Source organism: Corynebacterium alimapuense (genome assembly GCF_003716585.1).
Lineage (GTDB): Bacteria > Actinomycetota > Actinomycetes > Mycobacteriales > Mycobacteriaceae > Corynebacterium > Corynebacterium alimapuense.
Genome location: NZ_PTJO01000004.1, coordinates 65,592 through 84,944 on the forward strand (window position 1 = coordinate 65,592; position 19,353 = coordinate 84,944).

Genomic DNA, 19,353 nt, shown 5'->3' on the forward strand with positions numbered 1-19,353 from the left:
ATAGACAAGATGGGGGGAGCGTGTGGGGGTACTAGATATAGCGAAGCAAAGAAGTCTGGCAACTATTCCAAGGTTTCACGGCGTGTCATCACGCATCCGAAGAGAATCGGACACCATTGTCCGGAATAACCACGCCCGGCCACACCCGCATGCCACTTTTGAGCTCACATCTGGCCCCAATATGGGCACCCTCGCCAATGACACACCCCTTGATCCGGGCATTGGCACCGATCCGAGCGCCCGCAGCAATAATCGAATCCTCAATGACCGCACCTGGCTCGATGGTCACGCCTTCAAACACCACTGTTCCATCCAAACGGCAACCAGCACCGATTTCAGAACCTCTCCCGATAGATGTCCCACCAAGGAGAATAACCCCGCCGGCTACTCCCACGGAAGCCTCAACTAATGATTCTCCGGTACGCCCCTCAAGCAGAGGCGAATGGACTACGCCGCGAACTAGATCTGAAGAGCCACGGACGAAGTCACCCGGCCGACCCATATCGCGCCAATAGGCATGGTCAACATGCCCATACACTCGACTTCCGGAAATCAAGAGCTGGGGGAAAGTCTCTCGCTCAACAGAAACAACCTTCTTCGCAGGGATTGCCTCAACAACTTCACGCCGGAATACATAACAGCCAGCATTGACCTGATCAGTAGGCGGATCCTCAGTCTTTTCCAGAAACTCCAGCACTCGACCATCAGTATCGGTAGGAACACAACCAAATGCCCGAGGGTCCGAGACCCGAACCAGATGCATGGTCACATCCGCGTTCTTAGATTCATGAGTCTCGAGGATCGCGTTAAGGTCAGTACCTGCCAGAACGTCACCATTAAAAACCATGACGGTCTCATGCCGCAGACGATCGTAGACGTTTCGGATGGCGCCACCAGTACCAAGAGCTTCTTCTTCTACGACGTATTCGATCTCTAGGCCCATCTCAGAGCCATCTCCGAAGTACTCCTCGAACACCTCAGCTCGATAAGAGGTGCCAAGCACGACATGGGTGATACCTGCAGCCTTGATTCGGGCCAATAGGTGTTGAAGGAACGGATAGCCGGCCGTAGACAACATGGGCTTAGGGGTGTTCACAGTCAACGGGCGCAGCCTAGTGCCACGACCTCCGACCAAGATCACTGCGTCGGTCTGAGCGGGATTAGCTTTCATTCTCAGGGTTTTCCTTTCGATCACGTGCTTGCCGAACGGCGAGTAGGCCTCGTGCCTTCAGCCCCGCGCGCAAGGCGAGCCGGACAGGTGTTTGCCACCAGTGCGGCAACCTATCCGCTTGGAAGCGATAAGCAGATTCATGATGGGCGGGCAACATCGTCTCGGGATGCTCTCCAGCAGCATGCCCCTTGGCGTGGGTAATCACCGCATCCGGGCAGAATATATTGAGGTACCCAGCGCGGGAGAATCGATCTCCAAGATCCACATCTTCCATATACATGAAGTAGCGCTCATCAAAGCCGCCTACTGCATCGAAGGCGTCCCAGCGAACCAGCAAACAAGATCCAGATAACCAGCCTGCGATGCGTTCCGAGTCCATGTCTTGTGCATCTCGGTACGACCGAGTCCACGGATTAGTTGGCCATACCGAGCTCAACAGCGCATGTCCCACTCCGTTTCTCAACGTGGGAACTGCGCGTGCTGAGGGGTAGACCCCACCATCGAGTTCTTCAATCCGCGGACCAATCGCAGCTGCTTTAGGCCATCGTCGAGCGCAAGCGATCAACGCATCGATCGCGCCCGGAGAAAATACGACATCAGGATTGGAGATCAAAAAGAACTCAGGATCAATCTCACCTGCATCTCGCAGCGGTCGAAGATGCCGGGCGGCAAGGTTAACTGCGCTGCCGTAGCCGAGGTTTCCGCCGGTAGACAGAAAATCAACCCCCGCGTACTGCTCTGCAGCTGCTTCAGGAACCCCGTCAGTTGAGCCATTGTCTGCGAGGACAACAACGGCACCGCTTTCGCAGGATTCGGGGATACTCTCGAGGAAGGCGGCAAGATGCGGCCCAGGGGAATAGGTCACCGTGACGACGGCGAACGGCAAAGTAGTCACAATAGTGACAGCATACTGACGCCCCTCAAGACTCCGCTACGCCACACCGATAGCCTAAACTGCATTCTGTGAGTGATAAGTACCGTCGTGTTCGCGACATCCAGGCAGCCCCGCCTACCGCACCATCGATCCGCCAAGCCGGTCCGATGCCGGTCAAGGTGATCCTAGCTCTGCTGTCAACGTTGGTACTTTTGGTATCTGCACTGGGATATACCTCGGTCGGAAGACTCGGCTCAGAGGTAGCTTCCGCAGGCAACCTCGCGCTCGGCGGGGGCGAAGGAACGACAGGGCAGACAGAGGACGGCGCCACGGATATTTTGCTGGTCGGCTCGGATTCTCGAACTGATGCCCAAGGAACTCCGCTTTCTCAACAAGAGCTCGAGCGGTTGAACGCTGGTGTCGATGACGGGGAAGAAAACACCGATACCCTCATGGTCATTCGAGTTCCTAACGACGGGTCCTCAGCCACAGCCGTGTCTATCCCTCGAGATACCTATATCAATGATGACACTTTCGGAAATCTCAAAATCAACGGCGTATTCGCCGCGCACAAAGCTGCGGAGATGGAGGAACTCGTCGAGGAGGGCGCCGAAGACCTAGAGGCGGCAGAGGCCCAAGCGACCGAGGCCGGACGCCAAGGCTTAGTAAAGGCTGTCACCGATCTCACAGGCATTGAGGTCGATCACTTTGCTGAAATCGGACTCTTTGGCTTCGTCCTACTCACTGACGCTGTCGGAGGAGTTGAAGTCTGTCTCAATGAAGCCGTCGATGATGAGTTCTCCGGTGCTCAGTTCCCAGCCGGAGTTCAGACACTCGATGGCACCGAAGCTCTTGCGTTCGTACGCCAACGCCATGGCCTGCCTCGCGGAGATCTCGACCGTATTGTGCGCCAGCAAGCTTTCATGGCTTCCTTGGTCAATCAAACACTCGCTGCTGGAACCCTCACCAATCCGTCGAAGCTCTCCGATATTTCAACTGCAGTAGAGCGCTCTGTGGTCATCGACGAAAACTGGGACATCCTCTCTTTCGCCACGCAGCTAGCTAATCTCGCGGGCGGCAATGTCATCTTCACTACTATCCCGGTGACCTCAATCGACGGCGTAGGTGACTACGGAGAATCCATCGTCACCGTCGATGTCGATGAAGTACACGAGTTCATGGATGATCTCCTCAGCCCGGCTGAGAGCACTGAGTCTTCCGAGGCATCCACGAGCACGGATAGTCCCGAGGCCCAAGCAGCGGGTACTGAAATCATGGTCCTCAATGCTGGCCAGACCTCAGGGCTAGCCGGCGGAGTCGGCGCGTTCTTGGAAGAAGACGGCTTCGATATCGTCGAGGTCACCAATGCCCAACCCGGGGTCTATTACAGCAGCCAAATTGTCGCCGCAGACGCCGATGACCCAGCAGCAATCTTGCTGGCAGAACAGCTTGGCGGACTGCCCATCACCACCAATGACGGGTTGGATACAGACACCATCATCGTCGTCGCCGCAGATGATTATGATGGCCCACAATCGACCACGACCACCGGCCCCACCGCCGTCGATGAAGACCCCGTAGGAACTCCCGGCGCCGAGCTGGGCGAAGACCCGATTGCGCCAGAGATCGATGCTGGCGGAGATGGCCCGCAGTGCGTAAACTAACGCCGTTTTGACCGGCCACGGTTGAGCACAGCAATAGAGGTGCTCAAGACCGTGGCAAATCCGGTCCACATCGCATAGGGAGCTAAGACCACACCACGCTGTGGTGATGAATTCCAAGCTCGTCGTACTACATCGGCTGAGCTGACTGCGAGAATTCCGGCACCTGCCGCGGCTAGGTTAAGTCGACCGGACCGGAAAAACAGAGCAGACCAGCTGGCGTTGAGTGCCAGATTCGCGGCTAATGCCCGCTTGAAGGTCATTGAGGATCCAAGATCTTTTTCTTCTGCATCCGCGATCACTAACGCGGAAATCACGGCGATATCTGCGTAAAGAGCCGTCCAGACAATCGGAAACAGGCTAGCTGGTGGTTGCCATTCGGGCTTATCAAGGCTCCGAAACCAACTGTCCTGTGGATTCGTCAGAAGCGTGCCGAAGGCCGCACAGGCTGTCACCGCCCCGGCAGTCTTCAACAAGGTACGGCGCCAACGACGGGTATCCAGATGCTTGGTCGCCGCTAGGATGGCTTCCTCGAAGCTCTGGTTGCCTCCCGGGTGCGTGCCCACTTCCTTTTCGAGGTCACGTTCTTTAACAACGGTGTCGGTAAGCAGGCTGGCGATTAGAGGAGCTGCGATCTTCTCTCGGACAGAGGTGACCAAGGATATCCATTGAGCAGCGGTATTTGGGGTGACTACTGGAAGGGTTATTATCAGCCGGCGCGGCAACCCAAGCACCCGAGCATGGCAGCGCAGCATTTCTGCATAAGCCATCGTGTCAGGACCTCCAATATCGAAGGTGCGATTTTGCTCGGTTGGCAGCTCCGCGGCAGCCACCAGATAGTGCACCGCGTCGCGAACGCTGATTGGAGTGATCTGATTGCTGATCCAATTGGGGCCAAGTGCTCCAGGTAAACGCTCCGACAAATGGCGCAGCATGGCGAAAGAAGTCGAGCCGTCACCGAGCACAACACCGGCTTGGAGGACTGCGGTAGGTACACCGGAATTCAGCAGAATCTCGCCCACTTCGACGCGGGAAGCCAAGTGTTTCGAGAGCTTTTCTTCAGCTGGATGCAAGCCACCCAGGTAGATGATTCGTGCCACGGATCGGGAATGTGCCGCGTCGGCGAAACCTTGGGCCATAGACCGTTCGAGATCCTGAAAGTCCGCTCCGGTCCCCATCGAATGAAGCAGATACCACGCTACGTCAATGCCTTCGAGTGCAACCATCAGATCATCCGGATCTGAGGCATCTCCCTCAAAGACTTCTACTTGACCAGGTCCGGCTACCCCATCAACAATGTGCCTGGCCCAAGAAGATTCTTTTGCCTTCTTCCGACTGCGAGAAAATGCTCGTACCGCCCAGCCGTCCTCGATGAGTTGTTGGATAACCTCACCACCGACATAACCTGTCGAGCCCGTCACCAGTGCGTGTCTGATCGAATTACCTTGGACCATGGTCAACCTCCTGCAACTGAGTTTGGGACCGCCAGTCTAGAGAGATACGGGCCTACCCGGTGTTTTAGGAAACCAGACGAATGTTCCTAGCCGAAAAACACCCATACCAATGACATGGTCACGATCGCACCGACGAGATAATTCAGCCAAAGGAATACCCGCCAAGAACTGTTCGCATCTTCGCAGGTGGCATCAGAGATATTCCAAAAACGCAGAGTGTTGGCGACATAGCCCAGACCGGCAATGCCGACAATCCAACCGGGGGCTGGCAATGCGAACAGCAGCAGAGCTGCCACCAAGTAGGCAGCAGCTGCCAAGCGAGTGGTGATTCGAGCGCCAAAGGCGGTAGCAATCGAGCTCAAACCACCTTCGCGGTCGGCGCGAACGTCTTGAACGGCGCCGAGCGCATGGCTGGCCATTCCCCAAAGGAAGAAGGCACCAGCGGCGTACCAAAAGTACTGGGAGGTATCGGCGTCCAAGATGGTTGCGCCGACAATCGCTGGGGTGACGAAGTGGGTTGAGGAGGTAATCGAATCAATTAGTGGGCGTTCTTTGAAACGCATCGGTGGCGCAGAATAGGCAACTACCGCGGCCATCGCAACGGTCAACCAGATCGCTGAGATCCAGGTTCCAGTGGCATACATCACCACCAAGAATGGAATGGTGGTCACCGCAGAAGCCCAAAGCAAAGGCGCGTGCATCGATTTCGGTAAGACGGCGCCTTCGACCCCGCCTTTACGAGGATTACGAATATCGGATTCATAATCAAAAACATCGTTGATGCCATACATGGCGATGTTGTAAGGAATGAGGAAAAAGACCACACCGACCCAGAACAACCAGTCCGTGCCCCCGCCGGAAAGCAAGTAAGCCAGACCGAAGGGGAAGGCAGTGTTGACCCAGCTGATGGGCCTTGAAGCGGCCAGAATATTGCGGAGAACGGTCACTGCGGTGGTCCCTTCCTTGTCCATAGTGCCGGGATGATCAAAGCTACGAAGATGGCATAGAAGAAGTCCTCAATAGGGACGAGACCAACTTGGATACCAAGACGTTGAGCATCGCCATAGCCGACGAGTTCTGCCCAGATCATCAGGTTGTCAAAAATCGCGGTGAGTACCAATAGAACTGCACCCACGATGGCAGTCACTGCCAGCTGCCGGGGCACTGCATTGCGGTGTAGCACCCACAAGATGAGAGCAAGGATGAGAAACGGCAGGCTGATAAGCAGGTAGGTCATGCTGACGCCCCCCGTTCGACGCGAGCGTCGAGAAGCAATCGAACCCCAGAGGTGAGATTGATGGTGAGATAGGTCAGGAAGAAGAGAAACAGCGGCTCTTCCAAGGGCATCTCCGGCGCAAGCTCAATGCCCGTCATATAAGCGGAGCCGCCCCGAAAGAATGATCCGGTCACGATGCCCAGAAGATCCCAGACCAAGAAGGCTCCGACAACTCCGATACTCAGCAGTGCCGCGCGGCGGGCGTCGAAAAAGAAGGCCAGCCGCCACCGCCAGTCACAGAGCAGCATGCTCAAGAGGCTGAAGGCCAAAATGATTAAGTACAAAAATGGTAGTAGCTGATCACCCACGGATATCGCCGGAATCAGGTTCGGGCAACGCTGCTGGGTCGCTATCGCCGTGGATGCGCTTGATGACGTTTTCCGCTGAAATCAGGCACATGGGCACGCCCACCCCAGGCACCGTCGTCGCCCCAGCATAATAGAGGTTATCCACCTTTGATGAGGTGTTGCGCCCTCGGAAGAAGGCCGATTGGCGCAGCGTATGAGCCGGGCCGATGGAACCGCCCCGCCAAGCGTTATAGCGCTCGGAAAAGTCTGCCGGTCCCACAGTATGTCGAGCGACGATCCGCTCAGCTAGATCCGGAATATCCGCCCACTCAGAAATTTGGGTGATAGCAGCATCGGCGATGGCCTCGACCGCCAGAGATCCCTCGTCACGGAAGGTATCTCCGTGGCCAAGCGACTCGGCAGCGGGAACCGGAATCAGAATAAAGAGGTTTTCATGTCCTTCTGGAGCTACGTCAGGATCGGTGATCGACGGCATCGAGATATAAATCGATTGGGATGAATCCAGCGGCCGTTCCGATCGAGGTCCGTCAAATACCGCGGAGAAGTCCGTCGACCAGTCGTCGCTAAAGAGCAAGTTATGGTGAACCAACTGCGGGAGTTTTCCGCGAACCCCCAGCATGACCAAAACGGTGCCAATTCCGGGGTCTCTAGAAGCAAAGTACTTCTCCGGATAGGTGCGCAATTTAGTAGGCAGCAAGTGGTTTTCCGTGTGATGTAAATCGGCGCCAGAGACTACGATATCGGCGGTAATCTCTTCGAGCTTGCCTTCCGAGCTGTGCACCCGCACGCCGGTTGCCTGGGTCTTTCGCCCATTCTTCTCCGTAAGAATGGCGGTGACTTCAGTGTTAAGACGTAACTGCACGCCCTGTTCCAGTGCCAACCGGTGGAATGACTCAATTACTGAAGTGAAACCACCGATCGGGTATTTCACACCCAAGGTGAGGTCAGTGTGGCTCATCAGATGATAAAGCGCCGGAGTGGTCTCTGGGCGAGAAGAAAGGAACACCGCCGGATAAGTCAGAATTTGGCGCAGCCGAGTGTCCTGGAATCGTTTATTCACAAAGTCCTCGAGGGACTGGGTGAGCAGCTTGGTGAGCTGACCTGCACGTTCACGGACGTCACTATGGACGAACGGACCGAGCGAAGAGAAGGTTGTATAGAGGAACCTATCGAGCGCGATCTGATAGGCATCACCGGCACTATCCAAGTAATCAACCAGGCCTTGGCCTGCCCCGGGCTCAATTTCTTCGAAGAGCTCCGCGGCTGCATCTACCCCGCTGGGAACATCCACTGGCCCGTATTTCTCCGGGAAGACCCGATAGGCCGGGGTTAAATCGACCAAGTTCAACTGTTGCTCAGAGGTTGTGCCCAACAGCCGGTAGAAATGATCGAAGGCTTCCGGCATGAGGTACCACGAGGGACCGGTATCCCACCGAAATCCGGGTTGATCAGCAACGACGAGATCGCCGGCGCGACCGCCAACAGTGTCAATCTTCTCGACCACGGTGACCTGTACGCCCTCTTTGGCAAGGAGTGCTGCAGTGGCCAAGCCAGCAACGCCAGCTCCGATCACGACGGCGGTCTTGGGAGTGCGATTGCTCATGCTCATCCTTCTTTTCTACGGTTAATCCGCGGTGCACTAGCCAGCGCGCGGGCAGTAATAACGGCCTTGGTTCGACGGGGCACACTGATGCGCTGAGTACTCAGTTCTGCGGCAGGAGTCGCGGCCAAGCGCTCGGTGAGTTCGGCGAACAAGCCAGTAGCGGCCAGCACACCTGCACGAGCAGAAATCGGCAGCAGCGGAATAGCTTTTCGAGCATGTTCGAGATCATCACGGATATCAGCGATGAGTCTGTCTTTGTGCTGTTCGTTCAGACCGTCCTCCCCCATACCGGGGAAATAGATCCGCCCCAGCGTCATGGAGTCCTCCCCTAAGTCACGGAGGAAATTGATCTTCTGGAAAGCAGCTCCCAGCGCACGCGCACCAGATTCCAAACGAGCCCGCTCATCTTTGGTGACCGGATTGTCCACGAGGAACACAGACAAACACAACAGGCCGATGACTTCTGCCGAGCCATAGACATAGTCCTCGAAACTGTCTGGGTCATAAGTGGTCTGGCTCAAGTCACGCCGCATGGATGAGAAAAACGCCCGTACATGCGCAGGATCGAAATCACAGCGCCGCGCGGTGCAGCCATAGGCATGGAGGACGGGATCGACGTCGAAACGCTTGTGTGGTGCGCCCAAGACTGCTTGTTCATAGGAATCAAGAAGATCCGAAGCTACCTCACGAGAGTGCCCTGCAGCCTCAGCCGTTCCATCGACGATTTCATCGGCGATTCGCACCATGGCATAAAGATTGCGGATATCAGTGCGAATTGCCTTTCCCAATAAACTGGTAGCCAAGGAAAAGCTGGTGGAATACGCAGTGATTACCGTGCGGGCAGCTTTCACCGACATCCGATCATAACGGTCGAGATAATCCACCATCACCGGATCTGACTTGGGTTCGTGTTCAGGAATGTGCATGCAGCATTCCTTCAATGCGGTTGGTCATATCGTGCAAGCCAGCACGAATACCTAGGTCCAGATCGCTCTCATCAATCAATACGCGAGCAAGATTGAGATGATTTTGTCCCTCTTCCACTACATCTCCTACAGCTCCCGCTACCGCAGCCGAATCAGCTCCTGAACGGTCTTCCAAGCGCATCGTCATCAGGGTCATTCGCCCATGCACGATATCGCCACCTGTCGATTTACCGGTCGCGGAACTGTCTCCGACAGAACCGGCAATATCGTCGGCAGCTTGGAAAGCTCGCCCGAGTTCAAAGGCAATAGGCTGCATCGGTGCCGGGTCACGGCCAGCGGCCAAGGCGCCAAGCTTCAGTGGAGCTCCGAAACTATAGTCACTGGTTTTGAGATGATTGCTTAGGCGAACCAACTCAAGGTCTGGGACGTTGCCGTCCGAGTGCGCAACATCGAGGATCTCACCTGTAATGGTCTCCTCCACTGCCGAAGTCAGGATTCGCAGGCCGCTACGCAACATCGCATCATCTAGGGAAGAATCTAAGAGCAGTTGAACTGCTCGGTTTAAACCCAAATCACCGGCAGTGATGGCGATCGAGGTACCCAAATGAGGGTCACCGTATTCATCACGGACCAGAGCGTGGATGGTTGGTACCCCACGTCGAGTATCATCGCGATCGATTATGTCATCATGGATAAGGAAAGAACCGTGTAAAAGGTCCACACAAGCACCAAACGCAGTGGCTGCGCTTAGCTGTTGACCTGTTACTTCACCAGCAGAGATATGCACAAGAGCAGATCTCAGGTGCTTTCCTCCTAGTGCAGAGGTGGCCACTCCTTCTCGTGCTAGCTCCAAGAGACGTGGGTTCCCAGGGACCGGATCCCCGGAAGCAGCCAAAAACTCCTCGAGCAAGCTCAACGAGACAGCAACTCGACGCTTAACCTCGGAACTCATCATCCCAGCACCTCTTTCATTTTCGGTCCCAGCAACCCCCGTCGTGCTAATCGACGGTGTGGTGGATGGTTGCGCCATCCGCGCAAAATAGTGTGCATTCCTCGCTTGAAACGGACAATAATCTGCTGCACGCCATGAAGCGGACGAGGATCGGTCTCCAACGTCAAATCTGGTTGAAACCACACCGTCTCATCGGGACGAACCTCGAAGGAGATCTGCATGTCTTCATGAGAATAGACATCAGCGGAATCAACTGAGTCGCGAATACCCTGCCACCAGTCAGCGCGCACCGAATAGTTGGTCCCGAACAATGGGTAATGGCCCAATGCTGAACCCACACTATTACGGTAGGCCCCTAGATAGGCGCGACTGAGAAAATCTCCCGCACGACCAGGAATCTCAAACCGAGCGGTCCCGGTTACTCCCACGATACGACGTCCCGGAGAGCTATCTGCAGCATTCCAAGCGGCATGCAGCCGAGCAATGAAATCAGGAGGAAGAATGACATCTGCATCAGTACGCAGGAAAATGTCGCCCTCGGCGGCATCGAAACCGGTACGGGTAGCCCAGGTTATTCCCCTCCGAGATTCTGTCACCACCCTGGCGCCAGCTGCTTGAGCGATAGCTGCCGAATCATCGGTGGATCCGTTATCCACGACGATCACTTCATCAGGCAAAATCTGTTGTACAGCCAAGGAGTCAAGGCACCGCTTCAACAAGTCTGCGTCATTAAGGCATGGAATAACGACGCTAATAGTTCGATTAAGAACAGGATCGGGCACGCGAGGACTCTCCGGTCGAAGAATAGAATCTAGATTATGAATACAGGCGAGAATACCAGTGCGAAAGAAACTCGCTCCCGCGACTGAAGAACTACCCCCGAACCCACATCATCCGAACCTTCCCCAGTTTCAGAATCTGCCTACGATGGGAAGGCATGGAGCTTCTCGCACATCTGCTCAAATCTGATCCCGCTAGCCCGCGACTGACGGTCTACAACGAAGCCACCGGAGCTCGCCTTGATTTTTCCGCCCAGACACTCGACAACTGGGCGTCGAAAATCGGCAACATGCTGCTGGAGGAACTCGATCTCGAATCCGGGTCAGTAATCCATCTGGACCTGCCGGTCGGCTGGCAGGCCGCCACAATCGTGCTGGGTGCATTGGCCGCTGGCATCGATTATCGGATGGGGGTAGCGCCAGATACCGAGACGGAGGTCGTTTTCACCTCGCCGGAGCGGTTTGAGAATTACAGCGGCATAGAGGTCGTTGTGGTCACTGATGACCCCTTTGGTCGAGGTGTCGTGGAATCCGGAGGTCAGTTACCTGTCGGAGCAATCGATTTCGGCCCTACCGTGCGCTTCTACGGCGATCAGTTCTTTGGTCCGGCCCCCTCGCTTATCGACGTCGTTTCCTCCCCCAGCACTCCAGAACGCCTGCTCTCTACCGGCTGGCATGACGTTGAATCAATGCATCGCTGTGTATTGGCACCCTTGGCAGCCGGAGGCTCCGCCGTGGTGGTTAGCGGATTAGCTGGCGCCAAGCGGCTCGATGAAATCGCTGCGGCAGAGAAAGTCACCGCTAGGCTCTGATTCGGGGATAGAAACAGCGTCGATTATTGCAATAGAGCTGGCTGACATGTGGCTGGCCGACATGTGGCTGGCCGACACGTGGCGGCGGACAGCAAACCTCATCCCAGTTTCAGCATCACTCTCGAACATATGAGCAAGCTGTGAAAGTTCTATGTCTTGGCTTATTTCTAGTGTTATTCCTGTCAGTTAGATCCCGTCTTTCTCAGGAGTAACCATGAACACACCTCAGCCCTTCGACCCGAACGCTATGGCTGCCCCGTACCCCGCCGTAGAGCCACCCAAGAAGAAGAAAAAATGGCCCTGGATCGTCGGTGGCATCGCTGTTGTGGTCGTAGCCACCAGCGTATTCGGAGGAGACTCCGAGGAAGCCACATCCACGGCTGGTAACGCGGGCTTCGTAGAATCCGACGATGCCGTAGTCGATGCTGCCGCTGAAGAAACCGCCTCAGCCACCGATGTCGGTCTCAGCGAGACCGCGGAGTCCGACGGAATGATGGTCACTGTCTCTAACGCACGGTTTGCAAGCAGTATCCTCTCTGACTACTTATGTGCTGATGCAAACTTGTCCAACCAATCTGACTCTGCACAGGGCTTCTCCCAGTTCGATTTTGAGCTCTACAAGCCCAATGGCGTCATCGCCAACACCACCTTCCCAGGCCTCGATATCAAAACCTTGGAATACGCAGATCTTGCACCAGGTGGTACGACTGACGGGGCTATTTGTTTCGACAGTGATGGCGCACCCGGTGAATACAAGATCGAATACTCCGGCGGCCTCTTTGCTGACCCGTTGACCTGGAGCTTTACTCTCTAAATCGGAATTCACCTCAAAAACCAACGAAGGTCTCGTGGGGGCAGCCTTAGTTTCGGTTGACGTTGCTAGGTGCACTTGGAATTCCGCCCCATCAAAGCTAAAGCCTCCCCTCCCAGCCACAATGGCATGGGCGTGGAGGCTTTTCTTATGCTCTGTTCGCGGATCCGACCGGGTTTTGGAAAACAACCTGCACTCTCAGGACTGCCCCCCTGGCACCTTCCTATCCTTAGCTGCACCATCTAGCTCAGAAGAGATTCTCTCCCGAAAGCGACGCCAAACAATCCGGAGTACCGAGTGCGGCAAAGCGATACCCTCCCGCAAGATCATCCACGCCTGGATCCCACAGGGAGTCCGGGAGGAGATCACTTCAACCGGGATAGCTAGATGCCAGGCCCATAGGCGAGTACGCCACACATGAAAATCGCTGGTGACTACAGTCCACAGTTGAGTATCAGGCACCAGGATCTTGGCATTCTCAAGATTCTCATTGGTGCTGGTGGCTGCCGATTCTAGGAGAATCCGTCGTGCATCCACGCCTTGCGCTACCAACCAATCGCACATTGTCTCTGCTTCCCCTTGTCCAGAGACAACAATGCGGGACTGATCTGACAGCGTCAGAGCTTTCAGTAGGCGCCCCCGGAGAATACGACTTGGTTGACCATCTTGCACACGTGCCCCGAGAACCAGAATGGTCATGCTGTTCAACTATAGGTACGACTGTGCTTTCAGACGAAGTGCGTCAGCATTCGATACCGCATCGATCTGCTGACTCGGAGTACTGGCTACCTCAAGGAGTTCATGAGTAGCTCTGAGCTGAAGGTGAATGCTCTCGGCCAATTGCTCTTTACCTTCTAATGCGGTGCCGATCCCTTTGGTCAGCATCAGGCTGTCCCAACGAATTATGGTTTCAGACAAATCAAACGAGGCATCTTGGACCAGCGCCTCGAGCTCATCTTCAGCGGCCCGATACTGCTGATTACTATTGTGTGCCTTTAGAGCTTCCACGAACAGGCTGACGCCAAAGAAGAGTCCTACCAGTGGAACAACAATTGCCAGCGCCCAAAGCGCGACGCCCACGATCCAGAGCAGTGCCCCCAAGATGAGGATTCCGCCGATAGCCATGGCACATCCGGAGTTCTTGTTGTTCATGAGTTCAGCCACATCCACATAGCGTCAGCAAGCAAGTAAATGAAATAGCCGGCCAGCAAGCCTACGATGATCACGGCAAAACCAGAGATCACTGAAACGAGAGGATTACCTTCTGCTCTGTTGTCCAAGTTCTGAGAGATTTTCTTCATCAAAGCACTCACGGTTGCACGATCGGCGTCAGTAACTGCCAGCCGCCGTTGAACTCTCAGCCACTTGATATCGCTCACAGTAGACTCAAAACTCTTATCAATCTGCTCTTGGCGCTTTTCCACGCTGTCTTCGGGAAGGCTCATAAAAGTCAGACTATCGTGACCGGATGACACGATAGTCTGACTTCTAGAACGAATCAGCGAAGAATGCCCTTGTCCTCCGATGGGGAGCCGAGCTCATGATTCGACGGCATCACTGAAGCCGATTTATCCTTCTAGCAGCTTGCGCCGTAGAGCCTGATCCTTGGCCTCAACCTCTTCGGCCATTTTCTCTTGGTAGGCAGCCATTCTTTCGATCAGGACGGGGTTGCCCGCGCCGAGAATTCGAACTGCCAACAATCCGGCGTTCTTTGCTCCACCGATGGAGACCGTAGCTACCGGCACTCCGCCAGGCATCTGGACGATGGAGAGCAAAGAATCCAGACCGTCAAGATCTTTGAGCGCACGTGGAACACCGATCACGGGCAGAGGTGTCGCGGCAGCCACCATTCCGGGTAAGTGGGCCGCGCCGCCAGCGCAGGCGATAATCGTCTGCAGCCCGCGTTCATGAGCGGATTTGGCGTAGGCGAGCATCTTTTCCGGAGTGCGGTGGGCGGAGACAACCCCGACCTCGAACGGAACCCCGAACTCTGCGAGTACCTCAGCGGCAGGTTCGACGGTAGGCCAATCCGAATCCGAACCCATGATCAGGCCGACGAGAGGTTTCATGTAAGTGCTCCTTGGTTTCGCAGGTTTTCTTTCCGGGCTAACACCTGGTCATTGTGCCAGAGCAAGCAGCAGCCGTCGGAACTAGTCTGGAGGCGTATTTTCTCACTTCCCAGAATATGCGGCGCTTCCGTGAACAGGGAAAATACGCCTCACTCAGATAGCTCACTGTGAGAAAATACGCCTCGGACCAAATCCAGCACCAAATCCAGCGCCAAATCCAAATCCAAAGCACGCCCCAGACTCGATCAAGCCCTAGCCCACGTGCCCATCAGCCCACCGGGCATGAACGAGATAATCGGCGCACAACTGCGCCTCCCGACGAGTCATATCGACATCGTCTCCACTGAGGTTAATGTGACCGATCTTGCGCCCAGGCCGATGAGTCTTGCCGTAGAGGTGAATCTTCGCACCCGGGAAACGGGTCCACACTCCAGCCATGCGCTTGGCCATGGGAAGTTCTGGATCGCTCTGGCCACCAAGAACATTTGCCATGACGGTGACCTGGGAGTTCAGAGCCACAGATCCCAACGGGTAGTCGAGTACTGCCCGGAGATGCTGTTCGAATTGGCTGGTCACGCAGCCGTCTTGAGTCCAGTGGCCGGTGTTGTGCGGGCGCATGGCCAGCTCGTTGACGGCAATATCTGGCTGCCCGGCAGAATCGGCGAACTCGAATAGCTCCACGGCCATCACGCCGGTGACTTCGAGTTCCTTTGCAATGGTCTGGGCCAGTTCTACTGATCGCTGGGCGAGCGCCTCCGAAATTCCCGGCGCGGGGGCTACCGCCTCGGTGCAAATTCCGTTGGTCTGCACCGATTCGACTACCGGCCAGGCAACGATCTCTCCGGAAGGGCTCCGGGCCACCATGGCGGAGAGCTCTCGAACCAGTGCTACCTTCTTTTCTGCCATGAGCGGAGTACCGGCAGCCAACAGCTTTTCGACGAGCGCGCTCAGCTCGTCCTTATCCGTGGGGAACCAGACTCCGTGCCCGTCGTATCCACCTCGGCGAGCCTTGATGCAGACGGCACCGCCGACGGCGTCGAAAAAGGCTCCGGCATCCTCGACTGATTCGATAGCCGCAAACGGCGGCACTGGGGCGCCAATTTCCCGGAGGCGCTTGCGCATGACCAATTTGTCTTGCGCGTTGACCAGGGCTTCTGGCCTGGGCTGAACATTAATGCCTTCAGCAATCAAAGCCAGCAGATGTTCAGTAGGAACATGCTCATGGTCAAAGGTCACTACGTCGGCGCCTTGGGCAACGCGCCGGAGATCATCGAGATTGGTGTAGTCGCCGATAAAAATATCCGCGCTCACCTGCGCCGCGGATGAGCCCGAAGCACCGGCTAATAGTCGGATGGACTGGCCGAGCTCGATGGCTTCGGTCTGCATCATCCTGGCAAGCTGCCCATCGCCGATGACGGCGACTACGGGCATTCCTGGAACATGGGCACTGGGGTTACCTGCGGTGTCAGTCACGCGCTCAACTATAGCCAGCCCCTCAACTTCACCAGTAGCGTGCCTGGGTCGGAGGTAGTGAGGACTCGATGAGAGAGGTCACCTTTTTGGCTCGGGGAATACCTGAGAAATACAACGGACGCGGCAGACCCTGAATGCTCAAGGAGATCGCGTTGCGACGCCGCTGAATCGTCCGGATGTCGCGCAACGGGATCGAATCGACTGGGGCTCGAAAGCCCTCGGCGCGAACAATCAACCGGCGGTCGGTGAGCATAAAACGACGACGACGTGACCGCAAAAGTGGCAAGACAAAACGCCAGGTAGCCAACGCAGCCCAAACCCAGACGACGCTGTTGCGCAGGCGAATATCTACTAACTGTTCTGGCCGGTCAAGCCAGCCGATAGCCATCCAACATAGTCCGGTAATCAGGATCAGTTCCAAGACTGGGAAGGTTAACGCGCGCAGTGGTGAGGTCAGATCGACGCGCACCACTTCTCCCCTAGCTGGTCGAAACTGTCCCATGCCGGGTCATCCTACCAATCTCTTCAGTAGTCGCTATCTGTTCGGCGCAGGTGGGTGACGTCCCCAGCGGAGAGTCGGTGGTTGTCGCCGCGATCGTCGATAAGCTCAAGCAAGCCGTCTGTGCCAACCCCGGTCACCGAGCCCAGCAGCGTGCCTCGAGGGGTTTCTACGCGCACCTGTTGGCCAATGGAGGAGCAGACCAATCGGTAAGACTCCATCAGTTTCGGATCGTGCTCAAGCCATTGCTCTAGACGACGATGCAGTGCAGTTAGAACCGCAACAGCAAAATCCTCCCGACCTACGTCGATGCTCTCGAGCGTCAAGGAGGTAGCGTGCGCGACCGGCAGTTGCTCACGGGTTAGGGAGACATTGACACCGATCCCGATGACTACACGGGGATCATCGGGTAGCCCTGCAGCTTCCAGCAAGATGCCGGAGAGTTTGCGACCGTCGATAAGCACGTCATTTGGCCACTTCAGTGTGGCCGGATCGAGCACATCGGACAGCGCCAGTCCAGCGACCAGGGGAAGGGTGCCCAGCCGATCAAGCTCATCGAGCGCTGGTCGAAACAGTATTGAGACGATCAATTGAGTTCCAGGCGGAGCCGTCCAGGTTCGACCTAGGCGTCCATGTCCACCGGTCTGATGCTCGGCAAGCAGGACACTCAGATGCGGCGAATCGGCATCTCTGAGCAGGTCATCATTGGTTGATCCGGTGGTCTCGATCCACCGGAGATGGGCGTATTGAGGAAGGCGTTGGCGAAGTCGCTGCGAAGTATCCTGATCCACGAACGTGAGCCTAGCTGGAAATGACTTTCCGATGACTCGATGGTGGCGTGCGGATGACTATTTCCGATGGGGCGACACTATTGATCCATAATTTATTTGGGATAGAAAACGGTTTCACCTGCAATAATGCTAATTGTGAGACGCATCACATAGGTTTCGTTGTGGAAACTAGCGCTTTATCGGTCTACTATTCCCAAACATGACCATTTCCTCACCTTTGACGGACCTATCCGATCTCACCAACGTGACCACCACCGCTGGCAAGATCGCTGATCTCAAGCGCCGCCGGGCCGAGGCCACCTACCCCATGGGAGAAAAGGCCGTTGAACGCGTCCACTCCCAGAACCGGCTCACCGCCCGCGAGCGCTTGGACTACCTGCTCGACGAGGGCTCCTTTATCGAGACCGACATGCTCGCCAAACACCGGACCACAGACTTTGGCATGGGTAAGAAGCATCCGACCACTGACGGCATCGTCACCGGCTGGGGCACCATCGATGGTCGCGAGGTCTGCATCTTCTCCCAGGATGGCACTGTCTTCGGCGGTGCTCTCGGCGAAGTTTACGGCGAGAAGATGATTAAGGTCATGGACTTGGCGGTCACCACCGGCCGACCGCTGATCGGCCTTTATGAAGGCGCTGGCGCCCGAATCCAAGACGGCGCAGTATCCCTCGACCAGATCGCCCGCACCTTCTACCAAAACATCCACGCCTCTGGCGTAGTCCCGCAGATCTCGGTCATCATGGGCGCATCCGCTGGTGGCAATGCTTATTCCCCGGCACTGACCGACTTCGTCGTCATGGTCGAGAAGACCTCCAAGATGTTCGTTACCGGGCCGGACGTCATCAAGACCGTCACCGGTGAGGAAATCACTCAGGAAGAACTCGGCGGCGCGTCCACCCACATGTCCACCGCCGGCAACTCGCATTTCACGGCACAATCCGACGAAGAAGCTCTCGACTGGGTCGGCGACCTGGTTAGCTTCTTGCCCTCCAATAACCGCTCCTTGGCCCCACTGGAAGATTACGAAGGCGACGAGGGAGCAGTCAGCAACAACCTCACCGCCGATGATCTCAAGCTCGACGGAATCATTCCGGACTCCCCTACGCAGCCCTACGATGTCCGCGAAATCATCCAGTGCCTCACCGATGACGGCGAGTACTTGGAGATCCAAGCCCAGCGAGCTGAAAACGTCGTCATCGCCTTCGGCCGCATTGAAGGACAATCTGTCGGATTCGTAGCTAACCAACCGGCTGTCTACGCCGGCTGCTTGGACATCGATTCCTCAGAGAAGGCCGCCCGCTTTATCCGCACCTGCGATGCCTTCAACATCCCCATCGTCATGCTTGTCGACGTCCCCGGCTTCCTGCCCGGAGCCGGCCAAGAGTACGGCGGAATTCTCCGCCGCGGAGCCAAGCTGCTTTACGCCTATGGCGAGGCCACTGTCCCGAAGATCACCGTCACCATGCGCAAGGCCTACGGCGGGGCCTACTGCGTCATGGGTTCCAAGGGCCTCGGTGCCGATGTGAACCTAGCCTGGCCCACCGCTCAGATCGCCGTGATGGGTGCCGCTGGCGCTGTCGGATTCATCTACCGCAAGGAGCTCAAAGAAGCCCACGAGAAGGGCCTCGACGTCAATGAACTGGCCAAGTCCTTTGAGCGTGAATACGAAGATCACATGCTCAATCCCTACAAGGCCGCTGAACGAGGACTCATCGACGCGGTAATCCTGCCGAGCGAGACTCGCGGAATGATCGCTCGTAATCTGCGCCTTTATAAGGACAAAAACGTCAGCCGTCCGGCTCGCAAGCACGGTAATATCCCGCTGTAGATTCAGCCTCAAGCCAGTTCCCCCGCGCACCCCTCATAAAGGGGTCCGCGGGGACTGTTTTCA

The 19,353-nt window shown here is 56.2% G+C and carries 21 protein-coding genes; 4 read left to right on the top strand and 17 right to left on the bottom strand.

All coding sequences use genetic code 11. The features are described from left to right. Positions 1–88: 88 nt before the first annotated feature. Both manB and C5L39_RS05500 read right to left on the bottom strand, forming a co-directional pair. Positions 89–1,171 (bottom strand): mannose-1-phosphate guanylyltransferase, encoded by a 1,083-nt coding sequence (gene manB, locus C5L39_RS05495; RefSeq protein WP_123047897.1) that lies wholly within the window; start codon positions 1,169–1,171, stop codon positions 89–91. After that, positions 1,161–2,069, bottom strand: a complete 909-nt coding sequence (locus tag C5L39_RS05500) for a glycosyltransferase family 2 protein (protein WP_123047898.1) — start codon at positions 2,067–2,069, stop codon at positions 1,161–1,163. The genes manB and C5L39_RS05500 overlap by 11 nt, the downstream gene beginning before the upstream one ends. Before the next feature lie 65 nt (positions 2,070–2,134). Between C5L39_RS05500 and C5L39_RS05505 the strand changes: the two genes are divergently transcribed. Continuing rightward, positions 2,135–3,709 (top strand): LCP family protein, encoded by a 1,575-nt coding sequence (locus C5L39_RS05505; protein ID WP_123047899.1) that lies wholly within the window; start codon positions 2,135–2,137, stop codon positions 3,707–3,709. Here the strand turns inward: C5L39_RS05505 and C5L39_RS05510 are convergent. The 8 genes from C5L39_RS05510 to C5L39_RS05545 form a co-directional block, all read right to left on the bottom strand. Then, positions 3,706–5,127, bottom strand: coding sequence for a tryptophan-rich sensory protein (locus C5L39_RS05510; protein WP_245974907.1), 1,422 nt, complete (start codon positions 5,125–5,127; stop codon positions 3,706–3,708). The genes C5L39_RS05505 and C5L39_RS05510 overlap by 4 nt on opposite strands. A gap of 119 nt (positions 5,128–5,246) precedes the next feature. Then, a complete protein-coding gene (locus C5L39_RS05515; RefSeq protein ID WP_123047901.1) occupies positions 5,247–6,131 on the bottom strand; it encodes a prenyltransferase in 885 nt (294 codons plus the stop codon). After that, a complete protein-coding gene (locus C5L39_RS05520; RefSeq protein WP_123047902.1) occupies positions 6,104–6,397 on the bottom strand; it encodes a lycopene cyclase domain-containing protein in 294 nt (97 codons plus the stop codon). Before C5L39_RS05520 ends, C5L39_RS05515 begins: the two co-directional genes overlap by 28 nt. Further along, positions 6,394–6,744, bottom strand: coding sequence for a lycopene cyclase domain-containing protein (locus C5L39_RS05525; RefSeq protein WP_123047903.1), 351 nt, complete (start codon positions 6,742–6,744; stop codon positions 6,394–6,396). The genes C5L39_RS05520 and C5L39_RS05525 overlap by 4 nt, the downstream gene beginning before the upstream one ends. Continuing rightward, positions 6,737–8,353: a phytoene desaturase family protein gene (gene crtI, locus C5L39_RS05530; RefSeq protein ID WP_165857989.1), complete on the bottom strand. Its 1,617-nt coding sequence runs from the start codon at positions 8,351–8,353 to the stop codon at positions 6,737–6,739. The genes C5L39_RS05525 and crtI overlap by 8 nt, the downstream gene beginning before the upstream one ends. Continuing rightward, positions 8,350–9,273, bottom strand: a complete 924-nt coding sequence (locus tag C5L39_RS05535) for a phytoene/squalene synthase family protein (RefSeq protein WP_123047905.1) — start codon at positions 9,271–9,273, stop codon at positions 8,350–8,352. The genes crtI and C5L39_RS05535 overlap by 4 nt, the downstream gene beginning before the upstream one ends. Beyond that, a complete protein-coding gene (locus tag C5L39_RS05540; RefSeq protein ID WP_165857990.1) occupies positions 9,260–10,225 on the bottom strand; it encodes a polyprenyl synthetase family protein in 966 nt (321 codons plus the stop codon). The genes C5L39_RS05535 and C5L39_RS05540 overlap by 14 nt, the downstream gene beginning before the upstream one ends. Continuing rightward, positions 10,225–11,007, bottom strand: a complete 783-nt coding sequence (locus C5L39_RS05545) for a glycosyltransferase family 2 protein (protein ID WP_123047907.1) — start codon at positions 11,005–11,007, stop codon at positions 10,225–10,227. Before C5L39_RS05545 ends, C5L39_RS05540 begins: the two co-directional genes overlap by 1 nt. 155 nt (positions 11,008–11,162) lie before the next feature. Between C5L39_RS05545 and C5L39_RS05550 the strand changes: the two genes are divergently transcribed. Further along, a complete protein-coding gene (locus C5L39_RS05550; RefSeq protein WP_123047908.1) occupies positions 11,163–11,816 on the top strand; it encodes a TIGR03089 family protein in 654 nt (217 codons plus the stop codon). 214 nt (positions 11,817–12,030) lie between these two features. After that, complete coding sequence (locus tag C5L39_RS05555; protein ID WP_123047909.1) at positions 12,031–12,630, top strand: DUF4352 domain-containing protein; 600 nt, start codon at positions 12,031–12,033, stop codon at positions 12,628–12,630. A gap of 195 nt (positions 12,631–12,825) precedes the next feature. Here C5L39_RS05555 and C5L39_RS05560 read toward each other — a convergent pair whose 3' ends face one another. From C5L39_RS05560 to C5L39_RS05590, 7 genes are all read right to left on the bottom strand, one after another. After that, positions 12,826–13,326, bottom strand: coding sequence for a YdcF family protein (locus C5L39_RS05560; RefSeq protein WP_123047910.1), 501 nt, complete (start codon positions 13,324–13,326; stop codon positions 12,826–12,828). 9 nt (positions 13,327–13,335) lie between these two features. Next, positions 13,336–13,779 (bottom strand): hypothetical protein, encoded by a 444-nt coding sequence (locus C5L39_RS05565; RefSeq protein WP_123047911.1) that lies wholly within the window; start codon positions 13,777–13,779, stop codon positions 13,336–13,338. After that, positions 13,776–14,072: a hypothetical protein gene (locus tag C5L39_RS05570; RefSeq protein ID WP_126268733.1), complete on the bottom strand. Its 297-nt coding sequence runs from the start codon at positions 14,070–14,072 to the stop codon at positions 13,776–13,778. The genes C5L39_RS05565 and C5L39_RS05570 overlap by 4 nt, the downstream gene beginning before the upstream one ends. A gap of 123 nt (positions 14,073–14,195) precedes the next feature. Beyond that, on the bottom strand, positions 14,196–14,696 hold the full coding sequence (gene purE / locus C5L39_RS05575; protein WP_123047913.1) for a 5-(carboxyamino)imidazole ribonucleotide mutase: 501 nt from the start codon (positions 14,694–14,696) through the stop codon (positions 14,196–14,198). 252 nt (positions 14,697–14,948) lie between these two features. Continuing rightward, complete coding sequence (locus C5L39_RS05580; protein ID WP_123047914.1) at positions 14,949–16,169, bottom strand: 5-(carboxyamino)imidazole ribonucleotide synthase; 1,221 nt, start codon at positions 16,167–16,169, stop codon at positions 14,949–14,951. 28 nt (positions 16,170–16,197) lie between these two features. Further along, a complete protein-coding gene (locus C5L39_RS05585) occupies positions 16,198–16,671 on the bottom strand; it encodes a hypothetical protein (protein WP_123047915.1) in 474 nt (157 codons plus the stop codon). 23 nt (positions 16,672–16,694) lie between these two features. After that, positions 16,695–17,459, bottom strand: coding sequence for a biotin--[acetyl-CoA-carboxylase] ligase (locus C5L39_RS05590; RefSeq protein ID WP_123047916.1), 765 nt, complete (start codon positions 17,457–17,459; stop codon positions 16,695–16,697). Between the two features lie 199 nt (positions 17,460–17,658). Between C5L39_RS05590 and C5L39_RS05595 the strand changes: the two genes are divergently transcribed. Next, positions 17,659–19,290, top strand: a complete 1,632-nt coding sequence (locus tag C5L39_RS05595; RefSeq protein ID WP_123047917.1) for an acyl-CoA carboxylase subunit beta — start codon at positions 17,659–17,661, stop codon at positions 19,288–19,290. Positions 19,291–19,353 lie beyond the last annotated feature (63 nt).

Bases quoted from the DNA above. Each gene is read 5' to 3' on its own strand.
- C5L39_RS05595 (WP_123047917.1), top strand. From the start codon at position 17,659: ATGACCATTTCCTCACCTTTGACGGACCTATCCGATCTCACCAACGTG.
- C5L39_RS05555 (WP_123047909.1), top strand. From the start codon at position 12,031: ATGAACACACCTCAGCCCTTCGACCCGAACGCTATGGCTGCCCCGTAC.
- C5L39_RS05585 (WP_123047915.1), bottom strand. From the start codon at position 16,671: ATGGGACAGTTTCGACCAGCTAGGGGAGAAGTGGTGCGCGTCGATCTG.
- C5L39_RS05570 (WP_126268733.1), bottom strand. From the start codon at position 14,072: ATGAGCCTTCCCGAAGACAGCGTGGAAAAGCGCCAAGAGCAGATTGAT.
- crtI (WP_165857989.1), bottom strand. From the start codon at position 8,353: ATGAGCATGAGCAATCGCACTCCCAAGACCGCCGTCGTGATCGGAGCT.
- C5L39_RS05560 (WP_123047910.1), bottom strand. From the start codon at position 13,326: ATGACCATTCTGGTTCTCGGGGCACGTGTGCAAGATGGTCAACCAAGT.
- C5L39_RS05515 (WP_123047901.1), bottom strand. From the start codon at position 6,131: ATGGACAAGGAAGGGACCACCGCAGTGACCGTTCTCCGCAATATTCTG.
- C5L39_RS05565 (WP_123047911.1), bottom strand. From the start codon at position 13,779: ATGAACAACAAGAACTCCGGATGTGCCATGGCTATCGGCGGAATCCTC.
- C5L39_RS05520 (WP_123047902.1), bottom strand. From the start codon at position 6,397: ATGACCTACCTGCTTATCAGCCTGCCGTTTCTCATCCTTGCTCTCATC.
- C5L39_RS05540 (WP_165857990.1), bottom strand. From the start codon at position 10,225: ATGAGTTCCGAGGTTAAGCGTCGAGTTGCTGTCTCGTTGAGCTTGCTC.
- purE (WP_123047913.1), bottom strand. From the start codon at position 14,696: ATGAAACCTCTCGTCGGCCTGATCATGGGTTCGGATTCGGATTGGCCT.
- C5L39_RS05535 (WP_123047905.1), bottom strand. From the start codon at position 9,273: ATGCACATTCCTGAACACGAACCCAAGTCAGATCCGGTGATGGTGGAT.
- C5L39_RS05550 (WP_123047908.1), top strand. From the start codon at position 11,163: ATGGAGCTTCTCGCACATCTGCTCAAATCTGATCCCGCTAGCCCGCGA.
- manB (WP_123047897.1), bottom strand. From the start codon at position 1,171: ATGAAAGCTAATCCCGCTCAGACCGACGCAGTGATCTTGGTCGGAGGT.